The organism is Legionella pneumophila subsp. pascullei (genome assembly GCF_900637585.1).
GTDB classification, from domain to species: Bacteria; Pseudomonadota; Gammaproteobacteria; order Legionellales; family Legionellaceae; genus Legionella; species Legionella pascullei.
Window position 1 is genome coordinate 3,024,681 of sequence record NZ_LR134380.1, and the last position, 13,650, is coordinate 3,038,330.

Sequence of the window (13,650 nt, forward strand, 5' to 3'; positions counted from 1 at the left end):
AGTAGGTAAACAATGAAACAGCAATTCTATAAATTGCCCCAAATTCTAATAAGCCTTTGTCTCCTATTGCTTCTTTCCACTCCAATCCAAGCTGAACCGCCAAATCTTAGTTTAATTAGAAAAGAAATTAAAAACTATTACGACTCTGGCTTGTATCATCACGAACTGCAACGAACCATCAAGTTAGCTCAAGAATATATACACCAACAATATTTAATCAATAAAAATAACAAGCACCCACAAAAACTCGCCATAGTACTTGATATTGATGAAACCAGCCTGTCCAACTATGACAAGATGGTAAAACGCGATTTTACCGGTAACAAAGAGCAAATTCATAAAGAAATACTTGCCGCCAATTCCCCGGCAATCAAGCCCATGCTGACACTTTATAAAAATGCCTTAAAAAGGGGTATCAAAGTATTTTTTGTAACCGGAAGACAAGAATCCGAACGCGACGCCACCCGCACCAATTTAATTAATGCAGGATATACCAAATGGGCGGGACTTTATCTGCGACCTAATGGCTATTCTTCCCCATCGATCATCCCTTTTAAATCAAAAACAAGACAAATGATAGAAAAAAAAGGATACACCATCATTGCCAGTATTGGTGATCAATGCAGTGACATCCAAGGGGGGTATGCTAAAAAAGGATTTAAGCTTCCCAATCCATTTTACTACTTGCCTTAATCAAGATGTGACGTGTAATTAGATTTTTTTGTTATTGGATTGATAAAAATAAAACCCTCGGGCACAAGCCCCGAGGGTTCTTAACACTACAACCATTAAGCGGCTTTTTCTTTCATACGAATTGCCATGACTTCCATAGCCAGGAATTTAACATAATCATAGGTCACGTAATAATCCCCTTGATCTCCAGCAAATTTAGACCAGGAGTTACGTAAAGTGAAAACGCCTTGATTGATATGTCCATCTTCGTCCATCACTTCAAGATCATCATCATAACCTGTGATCACTAATTCATGCCCGGCGTAAATCATTCCATTCATCGCGTCCAGTACAATTTCAGGTGTTAACATCCAGGTGTCATGGTAAGCACGGTTAGTACCTACAGCTCCGGCATCTCCAACAAACACATCCAATAACATACCGATAGTCAAGCGATTACCTTTCGCTAACTCCTCCTTGATCTGATAGACGATTTGATTCATATCCGCTTTAGCTGAAAAGGATTCTTCATCCTTCAACAAAGCCTCCCAGCTGATTAAATTGGAGACTGGGACACTATGAGCCAAGAACTCTGAGTCGGGCATGGGTTTCCCTTCATTGTTTTCGTCTTCTAACGGATATTCTCTAACACCGGCACAACCATTCAATTTTTGATAATTCTGGCTAATAATACCGTATTCAGAAATCTGTTGAAGAACCCAGTACCCAAAAGAACCATTCCAACCGCTAGCCTTGGCCTTGTCATGTATAGCCAAATAACTTCCTAACTCCAGATTACACAATTGACTAATGTAATCCCCAGCTCCAAGAGCAGCATTGATGGCAGCAGTAACTGCGAAAGTGACACAACTACCATGATATCCCTGATCCAATACGGGTGTTAATTGCATTCCCAATTTAACTTTTCTTGGTAATTCAGAAGAAAAATTGGCTGTGTTTATTCCATTTTTAGGATATTCTGACAGCTGCTCGCGCAAATAAGATTTTGCTTCGGTCGATAATTCGTACTTGGGTAGCTTAAATGTTAAACTTTGAGCAATACCACTTGGATTTTTTGGCGTGATGTGTACATCAACCTCTCCTTTTAAAGTCAAAGGGCCTGCAAAAGCTAATGATGAAGACAAAGACAATACAGCTAAATTAATTAACTTACTCATAAAATATATCCCTATAATTATCCCTCTTGCATCATATCAAGAGGTGAATTAAATGCAAACAAATCATACGAATAAAATGACAAGCTAATTTTTACTCAAAGTGTAGAAACCATTTTATAATTAAGAGGGTATTTCGCATCGTGTTCCCTATGGCGCTGTGATTATTTTTGTAAACCGTTTATCCCTGTTACTGAAATAACAACCTCTCATTCACAATAAACAATCAGGACTTACGAAAAACCACAAGGTCAAGGCAAAAAATGTTGTTAATGAGGGCGTTTAGATACCCTAAATGACCGAATTAAAAACATTTTTTAACAAAGAGATTGGAGTTTTTCGTAAGTCCTGACAATAACAAACTGTATTCAAACTAAGAAAACAAGCAACTTCACTTGAGTTCAGATATAATAGGCCTGATTCTAAAAAAGAGGATATTAATATGCGTACTCTATTGTCATGTTTCCTGATAGCCTTATTGTCTTTTGGTTTAATTATCAATGAGGCCTCCGCTAAACGCTTTGGCGGTGGGCGTAGTTTCGGGGTTCAACGTTCTCACAGCAGTCTTTTCTCATCCAATAAAACATACAACCAATCTTCATTAGCACAAAAAGCTAATAAAAACAGATGGGGTGGCGTATTAGGAGGTCTCCTGGTTGGAGGATTATTAGCCAGTCTCTTTATGGGTAATGGTTTGGCAAATGGGTTAATCACCTGGCTAATCCTTGGTGCAGCCATTTTCTTTATCATCAGCTTCTTGCGCAGAAAAATGAGTCCGGGATTTCAATCAGCTCAATCCGGCACATTCCGCCAAAACTCTTTTCAACAATTCACTCAAAACTACGAAAACCGAAATAGTGGCGGCGCTCATTTTGCTCAGCAAGAAATCAACTTTGATAAGGAGAATTTTCTTCGTGATGCCAAAGTAACTTTTATACGCTTGCAAGCGGCTTATGACCAAAAAAATCTGCAAGATTTACAAGCATTTACAGTTCCTGAAGTATTTGCGGAAATTAAAATGCAACTGGATGAACGTGGTGAGGCCCCAAACCAAACAGAAGTCATTTCCCTGGATGCAAAATTGCTTGATGTATCCAAACAATCCTTATCCACTATGGCCAGCGTACAATTTACTGGAACAATCAAAGAGAATGGTGAACTATCTAACCTGGATGAAATCTGGCATTTCCGCCAATTTGATAACAGCAGGGGAGAGTGGGTTGTAGGAGGCATTCAGCAAGAAGTATTTCAGCCATAAAAATATTTAAAATTTCTTGGCGTGGCAACTGTCTTTAATGACAGTTGCCCTAAAAAATCAAAGAAAGTAACAGAAATCAGTCAACAAGATATTGCACCTTGATAATTTCATATTCTACCATACCGCCAGGTGTCTCTACTGTGACAGCGTCATCAAGTTCTTTGCCAATTAAAGCTCGGGCAATAGGAGAACTGTATGAAATTTTGTTCAGTTTAATATCGGCTTCATCCTCCCCAACTATTTTATAGGTTAATTCTGAGCCTGTAGCTACATGACAAATTGTAACAGTTGAACCAAATATCACTTTACCATTGTTTGGTAATTTACTGATATCAATTATTTGCGCATGAGACAACTTCGCTTCAAGTTCTTGAATACGCCCTTCATTAAAACTTTGCTGTTCTCGAGCTGCATGATATTCCGCATTTTCTTTCAAATCACCATGAGCTCTTGCCGTTGCAATTGCTTCTACAATGCGAGGACGATCCACAAACTTTAAGCGATGCAATTCTGATTTTAGTGCTTCTGCACCTTGAACTGTCATAGGATGTTTACTCATATCTACCCCTAATGTAAATCTTGTAAGCGAGTTACAGTTTCCCTATCTTCATACTTCATAGCCAAACAAGCTGCTTCAGCCCCTGATAAGGTCGTGGTATAGCTCACCTTATGCTGCAAGGCATTGCGCCTGATAGCAAAGGAATCCGCAATTGCTTGTTTGCCCTCAGTCGTATTTACAATAAAGTCTATTTCATTATTTTTTATAAAATCCAGTACGTGTGGTCTGCCTTCTGCCACTTTAAAGACTCTCCTGCAGTCTACGCCGGCAGCTTGTAATGCCAAAGCAGTACCCCGTGTGGCAATAATTTCAAAACCCAATTCTATCAATCTCTTGGCTATCTCTCCTACGCGTGTTTTATCCGCGTCACGTACCGATACGAAAGCCCGTCGTCGTTTGGCAATATGACACCCGGCACCTAACTGAGCTTTAGCATAAGCTTGTCCAAACCGCTTGGCAATACCCATCACTTCTCCTGTTGATTTCATTTCCGGGCCAAGAATTGAATCCACACCAGAAAATTTGATAAAGGGAAAAACCGGCAATTTAATCGAATAGAAAGAAGGTACATGATGGTTTTGGTTTAATCCTTGATCTTTCAAGCTAATCCCTACTTTACAAAGAGCCGCAATTTTAGCTAATGGCAGCCCGGTAGCCTTTGAGACAAAAGGTACAGTTCTCGAAGCGCGCGGATTCACTTCCAAAACATAAATATCATCCGCTTGAATAGCAAACTGCGCATTAATCAAGCCCACCACGCCTAATTTCAATGCCATTTTTCGAATCTGCTCTATCAAATCCTGTTGAACAACCACACCCAAGCTAAAGGGAGGTAAAGTACATGCGGAATCACCCGAATGTATCCCCGCCTGTTCGATATGCTCCATGATGGCACCAATCAAGACGTCTTTGCCATCACAAACGGCATCAATATCTACTTCTATGGCATCATTCAAAAATTTATCAAGCAAAACAGGAGAATCATTAGAAACTTCAACGGCATGCGACAAGTAATGCCGTAAATCCTCTTCTTGATAAACAATTTCCATAGCTCGACCACCGAGCACATAAGAAGGCCTGACAACTAGCGGATAACCAATTTTGTTGGCTAACTCAATGGCTTCTGCTTCGCTGCGAACAGTGCCATTATCGGGTTGGTGCAGCTTCAATTCTTTCACCATTTGCTGAAATCGTTCTCTGTCCTCAGCCATATCAATAGCATCCGATGAAGTACCAATTATTTTTACGCCATTAGCCTCTAAATCACGGGCTAGTTTTAATGGTGTCTGCCCCCCATAATGCACAATAACGCCCTCAGGCTGCTCAATTGCAACGACGGACAACACATCCTCTAAAGTAACAGGTTCAAAATATAATCGATCGGAAGTATCAAAATCAGTGGAAACCGTTTCTGGATTGCAATTCACCATAATAGTTTGATAGCCAGCGCTCCTTAATGATAAGGCAGCATGCACACAGCAATAATCAAATTCGATGCCTTGACCAATTCGATTAGGTCCACCTCCAAGAATCATAATCTTTTTCTTATTACTTTCAGGACGTGCTTCACAGCTCCCTTCATAACAAGAATACATGTAGGCTGTATCACTAGGGAATTCTCCAGCACAAGAATCAATCCTCTTGTAGACAGGCAAGACCCCTAATTCAATACGTCTTGCCCGCACTTGTGCTTCAGTACAACCAAGCAACTTGGCCAAGTACGCGTCAGCAAAACCTCGGTGTTTCATCAAGTGTAAAGTGGTTTTATCCAGATCCTGAATCGTTTTTCCAATGATTGAGCGCTCTAAAAGAACCAACTCTTGAATTTGCGCCAGAAACCATGGATCAACCCGACTTTCCAGATAAATTTCCTCAAGTGATAAATTTTGCCTAAACGCATCAGCAATATACCAAAGTCTATCCGGAGTGGGTTCTCGTAAATGCCCACGTAAACGCGCCATGTCCTCTTTTTGAAACAACGAATGCAACCCACATCGTCCAATCTCTAAACCTCTTATGGCTTTCTGCAATGATTCCTGGAAATTAGAACCAATCGCCATGACTTCTCCGACTGATTTCATTTGAGTGGTTAGCGTATCTGGAGTTTGTGGAAATTTATCAAAATTAAATCGCGGAACTTTAGTAACGACGTAATCGATGCTGGGCTCAAAGGACGCTGGTGTTTTACCCCCGGTGATTTCGTTTTTCAATTCATCCAAGGTATAGCCCACTGCCAATTTTGCTGCGACCTTGGCAATAGGAAAACCGGTCGCTTTTGATGCCAAAGCCGAGCTTCGAGATACACGTGGGTTCATTTCCACAACCAGCATGCGCCCATCTTCAGGATTGATAGCAAACTGAACGTTAGACCCACCCGTATCCACACCAACTGCTCTTAATACTTTAATCGCCGCATCCCGCATCCGTTGATATTCTTTATCAGTTAATGTTTGTGCTGGAGCAACGGTAATGGAATCTCCGGTATGCACCCCCATAGGGTCAAAATTTTCTATAGTACAAACAATAATGCAATTATCATTTTTATCCCGGACAACTTCCATTTCATATTCTTTCCAGCCCAGAACCGATTCATCAATCAAAAGCTCGCGAGTTGGCGACAACTCCAATCCTCTAATACAAATTTCTTCAAATTCTTCACGGTTATAGGCAATACCACCTCCACTACCACCCATGGTAAATGAAGGCCTGATGATAGCAGGAAAACCTAAACGAGCTTGCACCTGAATTGCCTCTTCCAGGCTATGAGCAATCGCTGACCTTGGCATATCCAATCCGATTTTAATCATCAGTTGGCGAAATTTTTCTCTATCTTCCGCCCTGTCTATGGCTTCACGCGTCGCCCCAATCATTTCAACCGAGTACTTGGCTAATACCCCTTCTCTTACCAAATCCAAGGCGCAATTTAAAGCTGTTTGTCCTCCCATCGTCGGCAAAAGGGCATCTGGCCTCTCTATCTCAATAATACGAGCAACTTCTTTCCATTGAACAGGCTCTATATAGGTGGCATCAGCGAGCTCAGGATCAGTCATTATGGTTGCTGGATTAGAGTTGACTAATATCACTCGATATCCTTCTTCTTTCAAAGCACGTACTGCTTGGGTACCTGAATAATCAAACTCACAAGCCTGACCAATCACAATAGGCCCTGCTCCAAGAATTAGAATAGATTTTATATCGGTTCGTTTTGGCATAATGACAATAAAAAAAGAATAAAGTGATATATTTTACCGAGTTTTGCCCAAAGATTATACCCTTGGATGACATGTTTTGAGTTATTAATTGCCAGAAAACATCCAACGGCATTAAATAACTTAAAATTACTTGTATAAAGTAGAAAGCAGCATTTGCAAACCGGCTTCTGTCAAAGACAAATATTTATAATAGGGGTCTGCCGTTGTCCGTTCAAGCCATTCATTTGCAATGCAAATATCGGTTAATTTCTGCGCTTCTTCTACTGAAACAGGTTTGCCTGATTTCTGGGTAAGTATTGCTGCTGCATCCTCTTCAATACTCAAAAAAACTTGTTCTCTGGTTACCCCTCGCGCAATCATTTCATCATAAAACAAAGACAAAATATCCATTTCGTTCATAAGTAATTCCTTATCATTGGATACTAAGATCTATAGCATATATTTAATCATCCTTCGACATGATAAAATTAAATACCTCTTCAACTAAAAAATTGGTCATAACCAAATCTTTCTGTATGCAAGAAATCGATGTCCTTATCATTGGAGCTGGCGCTGCAGGCCTAATGTGTGCTATTCAAGCAAGCAAGCGTAAAAGAAAAGTGCTTGTACTGGATCATTCCAATAAAGCCGGAAAAAAGATACTCATGTCAGGAGGTGGTCGTTGTAATTTTACCAATTACTACATTGAACCCAACAAATATTTTTCCCACAACCCCCATTTTTTCAAATCAGCCTTATCTCGTTACACTCAATGGGATTTTATTGAACTGGTTAACAAACACAAAATTCCCTTCCATGAAAAAACATTAGGACAATTATTTTGCGATAATAAGTCCAAAGACATCGTTGATATGTTGCTTAAAGAATGTGAGCAATATGGGGCGACGATTTATTTAAATACCGTAATAGAAAAAATACAAAAAACCAACGATTATTCTTTCAAGATAGGCACGACAAAAGGAAAGTTTCATTGTCATTCTGTGGTCATTGCGACCGGAGGACTCTCTATTCCCACAATGGGTGCCAGCCCCTTTGCCTATAAAGTGGCAGAACAGTTCGATATTAAGGTATGGCCAACCAGGGCCGGTCTGGTACCGTTGACTTTAGATGTTCTCGAAAAAGACAGATTATCTATCCTGTCGGGAATAGGTATTGATAGCCTGGTCAATAATGAAAGAAATCAATTTCGCGAACATATCTTGTTTACCCACCGGGGACTGAGTGGTCCTGCTATCTTGCAACTCTCATCCTACTGGCAGCCCGGTGAAAGCATAGGCATTAATTTGCTGCCTGAGCATAATCTCTTGGAAAGCTTGAAAACAGCCCGAGCAGAAGTACCGCATAAACAATTAAACTCTGTGCTATCGATGTACTTACCCAAACGAGTTGTTGAAGTATTCATTCCTCAAAAACTGGGTGAAAAAAAACTCGCTGACAGCTCTAATAAAGATTTGGAAACGATTTCCCATTTGTTGCAGAACTGGGTAGTGAAACCCAATGGGACAGAAGGTTACCGTACTGCAGAGGTTACAATAGGAGGGATAGACTGCCACGCTATATCATCAAAAACTATGGAAGCCAACAATGTGCCAGGCCTCTATTTCATAGGTGAAGCGTTGGATGTAACTGGATGGTTAGGTGGGTATAATTTCCAGTGGGCATGGTCTTCCGGCTGGGCTGCCGGACAAGTAGTGTAAGTAACGAACTCAAAAACCAAGTCTCAAGGCACACCAGCTTACCTGAACCCCAAAGCCCATATTTTTCCCAGGATTTCATGGAGAGCGATTGAAGCATAGGCCAGGTTATAGGGATTTGGTATAATCATTTTCACCCAGGTATCAGTAGACCAAAAGAAGGTAAAATCAGTTGGGGCTGCTATGGGATGCAATCCTTGCTGCTGACACAATGCCATGGAACGCGGCATATGAACAGCTGATGTAACCAGATAGAAGGGTTGCTCATGCACTATAGCTGCTAATTCGCGTGCCTGATCTGCTGTATTGATAGAAACGGTTTCAATGACAACTTTTTGGGGATCGATTGAGAACCATTTGGTTAATTCCGCCAATAATAAAGCCTCTGGTTGTTCACCTGTAGACCCTCCCCCAGATAAAAGCAGTTTTGCATCAGGCAAAGCCCTGAATAATCGGATACCTTCAACCAATCGCTTGATGCTTGCTGAGGTCAATAAATCATTTGCCGGCATTCCTTCTCCAATATTTTGCCCTCCACCGAGAACAACTACCCATTTAACGTTTGGATTAATCTGATTCACTATAGAGTATCGAGACTCTAATTGATAAGTTAAATAACTGGGCAACCAACCCGTGCTCATTGCAAGCAAGACAATCAATACAAGAAACAACAGAACTCTAGTGACAGTGGGCGCAAGCTGGCGCCATAGTAAAAAAATGCCAATCCCTATCGCCAATACACATAAAAAGAAAGGATTGATCAGGTATTCAAGCAAGTGTCTAATCAATGCCATTATCTGACTCGTCGCATTAAATAAATCCCAATTAAGGAAAAGATGAGAGTAGGACTAAAAGCTGCCAGTTCAGGTGGCCACTGGAATACGGTGCTCACTGGACCGAAAAATCGATTCAGAATGTGAAACCCAAATCCAACCATAGCGCCTACCAGTAATTTTGAGCCCATGGTTGAAGAACGTAATGGACCAAAAATAAAGGGGATGGCTAATATCATCATCACCATAGTGTTCAAAGGCTGGGTAATTCGTTGAAAAAAGGCAAACTTATAATTTGATACATTTTGATGGTTGCGTTGTTGCTCACGTAAATAGCGTTTTAATTCACGTAAAGTCATTTCATCCGGATTGGTACCAGTAATTTTAAGAATTTCCGGTTTCACAGGAACATCCCACGGCAGTGTATCGAAATGATAAGCTTTGGTATGATCCTCTGCAAATTCGGTTTGTTTCACATCATAAGCTATCCACGAATTATTGACATACTTTACTTCACTTATCTGACGAGCCAGTTTTAAAGTATGCTGGCTATCAAAACGGAATTGGTTAACATAGCGCAAAGTATTCTCGCGTGTGACTGAAGCGATAGAAACAAAATCATTACCATTACGCACCCAAACTCCTCTTGGAGTCAGCAAAGCCTGCCCTCCTGTTAAAGCGGAAACCTTGTATTCATTCGCATAATGCGCCATGACTGGTACAACGGTTTCACCCAAAGAGGTGATCAATAGAATCACTATCAGAGACGCCTTCAGTACCGCCCCTGTTATTTGGCCGATAGATATCCCTGCCGCTCGCATCACAACCAGTTCACTATGGTTAGCTAGTACCCCCAAACCAATCAAACACCCCAGCAAGCTGGCGATAGGGAAAAACAGATAGACTTGATAAGGCATCTGCAAAAGCACAAAAACACTGGCTTGTACGATTCCATAATCCGATCGCCCCAAATCATCTATTTGATTAACAAACAAAATAAAAATCTGCAATCCGACCAGCATCAAAGTCACTAAGCCGATTGCAGATAAAACCGTTTTGGCAATATAGCGATCAAGTAATTTTCTACTCATGCAAGCTTCACCTGATTTCGCCAAATTAAGAGGATTCCCAGAATGGCAACGAGCAAGTGTACCCACCACATGCCTATCCACCAGGGAATTTTACCGGTAGCAATCGCATCACGAGAAACAAACATAAAATTAGCGTAAAAAATATAAATGATAATGGCTGGCAAAAGTTTCGAATATTTTCCAGAACGTGGGCTGACACGGCTGAGCGGAACGGCAACCAAAGTCAAAGTCAGAACCATTAAGGGGATGGAAATACGCCACTGTAGTTCAGCTGCCTTTTTCAAATCCTGATTGTTCAAAGGCCATAAGTCTCTGGTTTTTGCAGTGCGGGCATCATCATTCATGACAACAGTAGGATTGGGCAATTTGGATTTATAGCTCGCAAATTCTGCAATCTGGTAATCGGCATGGCCTGGAACACCTTGGTATTCCTTGCCATTTTGCAGCACGATGTATTCCTCACCTGTTTGAGGATTAACCTCAGCAAATGCTTTATCTGCCCACAACACATCCCATAACAACTTATTATCCTGAACGCTATGTTTTGCCATGAATATCTGCTCTGCCTGGGAATGATCACGATTCATGGATTGCACATAAAAGATTTGCTGACCGCTATTAATGGCATGAAAGCGCCCAGGCATAATAGTTTGAATTAAAGTTTTGATTCCAGTAGAACGTATTAACTTGGTGCGTTCAACAGCAATCACAGGACTTGCCCAAATCATCACGACAGCGACCACTACTAACACAAGAGTGGCCATGACAAAGCTATGTTTCAGTAATTGCCTGGGACCATAACCACAAGCCCGCAGAACCGTCATTTCACTTTCGGCATATAAGCGGCCATACGCCAATAAAAGAGCAACATAAAATCCAAGAGGGAGTAGCAAGCCCATTAAATTTGGCAATTCCAACATCAACAACTTCATAATTACAAAACCAGGAATTGAACCAGAAGCAGCGCGATTTAAATATTGTATGAATTGATTACTCATGAAAATAAGAACTAATATCGCGGTTAATGCGATTAAAGTGAGGAACACTTCTTTAGTCAAATAACGAAAAATAATCACTACTTAATACCCTATACAGGACCTTATCAATTAATTCAATTCTTTCAGAATAACATATAAAAGGACCCACCATGATAATTCAAGACAGCCTATTTAAAAATAGTATTGATTTAAAACAGACGATTAAAACAGAATTTTTCATTCAAATGCTTATCCAATTTAGGTAAACTAGTTGTCTTTCTCAAGAGGTGCAGGAAAAATATCATGAATTATGGATTAACTCATACCCCCTCATTAACCACGAGCGAATGTCTGGTGTTAGGCGTTTTTTCAGATTTAACACTACCCGATTTTGCAACTGCAATTGATAATGAACAACCAGGATTGATTAAAAAACTTTGCCAGAGAATCCCTGAACCAGGGAATACTGTATGGCAAACTGATGTCAAAGGACATAGCTTGTTAATCATTCAGTGTGGTAGGAAAGAAGAATTTAGCGCTAGTTCGCTACAAAAACGTGTAGGGGAAATTACCGAAGCATTAATTAAACAGCGTTTCTCTTCTGCTACTGTGTGTTTGCCTCGATTAAATCAAGAGTCTGCTGAATGGCAATTAGAGCAAATGATTGTTCAAATCGATAATTTACGATATCAATTTCTTGATTTTAAAACGAAACATGCAAAGAGTCATAAATTAGAGTCGGTCATATTCCATCTGCCTGGAGCTACTGAAAAAAGCCTTGAAATGGCCAAAGCCATTGTTAGCGGAGTTGAATTTTGCCGTGATTTAGCGAATATGCCGGCCAATATTTGTACTCCGACTTATCTTGGTGAACAAGCTATTTCATTATCCAAACAATTCGACCAGATAAGCTGTCACGTTATGGGGCCAGAAGAAATAAAGGAAATGGGTATGGGCGCATTATTAGCCGTTGCCCAAGGGAGCGACCAACCTCCAAGATTGATAGATATTCATTATCAGGGTGACAAAAACTCAGCACCGGTCATTCTTGTAGGTAAAGGCATTACTTTTGACTCCGGAGGCTTATCTATAAAGCCGGCCAATGCCATGGATGAAATGAAATACGATATGTCTGGTGCTGCCAGTGTGTTAGGAGTTATAAAAGCCTGTGCTTTGCTGAAATTGCCTATTAATCTTATCGGCATTATAGCCAGCGCTGAAAATCTGATTAGCGGCTCCGCTGTAAAATCAGGAGACATTGTGACCACCATGTCAGGACAAACAGTCGAAATCATTAATACTGATGCGGAAGGTCGATTGGTGTTAGCGGATGCTTTGACCTACGCCGAACGATATCATCCTGATTTTGTAATCGATATTGCTACCTTAACAGGGGCGATAATCGTGGCATTGGGCAATGTAGCCACTGGTTATATGACTAAAGATGAGCAACTGGCCCAATCAATTGAGCTTGCAGCGAATGAAAGCCAGGATAAAGTTTGGCGTATGCCACTGGATGAGGCCTATCAAGATGCCCTGGATAGTCCTTTGGCTGATATGATTAACGCCAGCTTTGATCGTACAGCAGGAAGCATTACCGCCGCCTGCTTCTTATCACGATTTACCGAAAAATATCGTTGGGCCCATTTGGATATTGCGGGAACAGCCTGGATTTCTGGAAAGAAGCGTAATGCGACAGGGCGCCCTGTTCCTTTATTAACTCAATTATTACGTCATGTCGCCAATTCGCGTTGATTTTTACTTATTAGCCAGCAGCCTCCCAGAATCTCGCTGGTTGGTTGCTTGCCGCTTAATTGAAAAAGCCTATAGCAAAGGGCATACCATTTTTGTTTTCTGTGACAATCAACAGCAAGCAGAATACCTTGATGAATTGTTGTGGACTTTCAAAGACGACAGTTTTATTCCTCATAATTTGCAAGGTGAAGGCCCAGAACCTCCTCCTCCCGTACAAATTGGCTATCAAAAGGAACCCAGAGGCTTTACTGATATTCTGTTGAATTTATCCACCAATATTCCAATTTTTTATACCCGATTTAAAAGAGTCATTGAATTGGTGAGTAATGTAGAACATGAGAAAGAAGTGAGTCGATTGCACTATAAAGACTATAGAAACAAAGGCTGTGCATTGCACACACACTCGATTGAATAAATATTTTTCTGCTCGCTGGATTTTTAAGCTTATTGTGTATCCGCTCCCTGATGGTCGCGTCTCTGATTA

Annotated in this window: 12 protein-coding genes; 5 read left to right on the forward strand and 7 right to left on the reverse strand. The window is 40.8% G+C overall.

Features of this window, described 5'->3' with window-relative positions; all coding sequences use genetic code 11:
* Positions 1-12 precede the first annotated feature (12 nt).
* Complete coding sequence (locus EL201_RS13610; RefSeq protein ID WP_027222774.1) at positions 13-693, forward strand: HAD family acid phosphatase; 681 nt, start codon at positions 13-15, stop codon at positions 691-693.
* Between the two features lie 95 nt (positions 694-788).
* Here EL201_RS13610 and EL201_RS13615 read toward each other — a convergent pair whose 3' ends face one another.
* Positions 789-1,850, reverse strand: coding sequence for a C1 family peptidase (locus EL201_RS13615; RefSeq protein WP_027222775.1), 1,062 nt, complete (start codon positions 1,848-1,850; stop codon positions 789-791).
* Positions 1,851-2,289: 439 nt separating this feature from the next.
* On the opposite strand from EL201_RS13615, the gene EL201_RS13620 reads away from it, so the two are divergent.
* Positions 2,290-3,105, forward strand: a complete 816-nt coding sequence (locus EL201_RS13620) for a Tim44 domain-containing protein (RefSeq protein ID WP_027222776.1) — start codon at positions 2,290-2,292, stop codon at positions 3,103-3,105.
* 76 nt (positions 3,106-3,181) lie between these two features.
* Here EL201_RS13620 and greA read toward each other — a convergent pair whose 3' ends face one another.
* The 3 genes from greA to EL201_RS13635 form a co-directional block, all read right to left on the reverse strand.
* The gene (gene greA / locus EL201_RS13625; protein WP_027222777.1) at positions 3,182-3,664 is read right to left on the reverse strand and encodes a transcription elongation factor GreA; all 483 of its coding nucleotides are present in this window, start codon (positions 3,662-3,664) and stop codon (positions 3,182-3,184) included.
* 8 nt (positions 3,665-3,672) lie between these two features.
* Complete coding sequence (gene carB / locus EL201_RS13630) at positions 3,673-6,876, reverse strand: carbamoyl-phosphate synthase large subunit (protein WP_027222778.1); 3,204 nt, start codon at positions 6,874-6,876, stop codon at positions 3,673-3,675.
* 126 nt (positions 6,877-7,002) lie between these two features.
* Positions 7,003-7,275 carry a hypothetical protein gene (locus EL201_RS13635; protein ID WP_027222779.1) on the reverse strand — a complete coding sequence of 91 codons (273 nt, stop codon included), beginning with the start codon at positions 7,273-7,275 and terminating at the stop codon, positions 7,003-7,005.
* Positions 7,276-7,391: 116 nt separating this feature from the next.
* Here EL201_RS13635 and EL201_RS13640 point away from each other — a divergent pair, with 116 nt between their 5' ends.
* Positions 7,392-8,573 (forward strand): BaiN/RdsA family NAD(P)/FAD-dependent oxidoreductase, encoded by a 1,182-nt coding sequence (locus tag EL201_RS13640; protein ID WP_027222780.1) that lies wholly within the window; start codon positions 7,392-7,394, stop codon positions 8,571-8,573.
* Between the two features lie 38 nt (positions 8,574-8,611).
* Here the strand turns inward: EL201_RS13640 and EL201_RS13645 are convergent, their stop codons facing one another.
* From EL201_RS13645 to lptF, 3 genes are read right to left on the reverse strand one after another with little or no spacing between them, the layout of a single operon-like run.
* A complete protein-coding gene (locus EL201_RS13645) occupies positions 8,612-9,364 on the reverse strand; it encodes a YdcF family protein (RefSeq protein WP_027222781.1) in 753 nt (250 codons plus the stop codon).
* Positions 9,364-10,434 carry an LPS export ABC transporter permease LptG gene (gene lptG / locus EL201_RS13650; RefSeq protein ID WP_027222782.1) on the reverse strand — a complete coding sequence of 357 codons (1,071 nt, stop codon included), beginning with the start codon at positions 10,432-10,434 and terminating at the stop codon, positions 9,364-9,366. Before lptG ends, EL201_RS13645 begins: the two co-directional genes overlap by 1 nt.
* Positions 10,431-11,510, reverse strand: coding sequence for an LPS export ABC transporter permease LptF (lptF, locus tag EL201_RS13655; protein ID WP_027222783.1), 1,080 nt, complete (start codon positions 11,508-11,510; stop codon positions 10,431-10,433). Before lptF ends, lptG begins: the two co-directional genes overlap by 4 nt.
* A gap of 204 nt (positions 11,511-11,714) precedes the next feature.
* On the opposite strand from lptF, the gene EL201_RS13660 reads away from it, so the two are divergent.
* Both EL201_RS13660 and EL201_RS13665 read left to right on the forward strand, forming a co-directional pair.
* Positions 11,715-13,166 carry a leucyl aminopeptidase gene (locus EL201_RS13660; RefSeq protein ID WP_027222784.1) on the forward strand — a complete coding sequence of 484 codons (1,452 nt, stop codon included), beginning with the start codon at positions 11,715-11,717 and terminating at the stop codon, positions 13,164-13,166.
* The gene (locus EL201_RS13665; protein ID WP_027222785.1) at positions 13,147-13,581 is read left to right on the forward strand and encodes a DNA polymerase III subunit chi; all 435 of its coding nucleotides are present in this window, start codon (positions 13,147-13,149) and stop codon (positions 13,579-13,581) included. Before EL201_RS13660 ends, EL201_RS13665 begins: the two co-directional genes overlap by 20 nt.
* Positions 13,582-13,650: the final 69 nt, after the last annotated feature.

Coding starts and splice junctions, on each gene's coding strand:
- EL201_RS13610 (WP_027222774.1), top strand. CDS start 13: ATGAAACAGCAATTCTATAAATTGCCCCAAATTCTAATAAGCCTTTGT.
- EL201_RS13615 (WP_027222775.1), bottom strand. CDS start 1,850: ATGAGTAAGTTAATTAATTTAGCTGTATTGTCTTTGTCTTCATCATTA.
- EL201_RS13620 (WP_027222776.1), top strand. CDS start 2,290: ATGCGTACTCTATTGTCATGTTTCCTGATAGCCTTATTGTCTTTTGGT.
- greA (WP_027222777.1), bottom strand. CDS start 3,664: ATGAGTAAACATCCTATGACAGTTCAAGGTGCAGAAGCACTAAAATCA.
- carB (WP_027222778.1), bottom strand. CDS start 6,876: ATGCCAAAACGAACCGATATAAAATCTATTCTAATTCTTGGAGCAGGG.
- EL201_RS13635 (WP_027222779.1), bottom strand. CDS start 7,275: ATGAACGAAATGGATATTTTGTCTTTGTTTTATGATGAAATGATTGCG.
- EL201_RS13640 (WP_027222780.1), top strand. CDS start 7,392: ATGCAAGAAATCGATGTCCTTATCATTGGAGCTGGCGCTGCAGGCCTA.
- EL201_RS13645 (WP_027222781.1), bottom strand. CDS start 9,364: ATGGCATTGATTAGACACTTGCTTGAATACCTGATCAATCCTTTCTTT.
- lptG (WP_027222782.1), bottom strand. CDS start 10,434: ATGAGTAGAAAATTACTTGATCGCTATATTGCCAAAACGGTTTTATCT.
- EL201_RS13660 (WP_027222784.1), top strand. CDS start 11,715: ATGAATTATGGATTAACTCATACCCCCTCATTAACCACGAGCGAATGT.
- EL201_RS13665 (WP_027222785.1), top strand. CDS start 13,147: ATGTCGCCAATTCGCGTTGATTTTTACTTATTAGCCAGCAGCCTCCCA.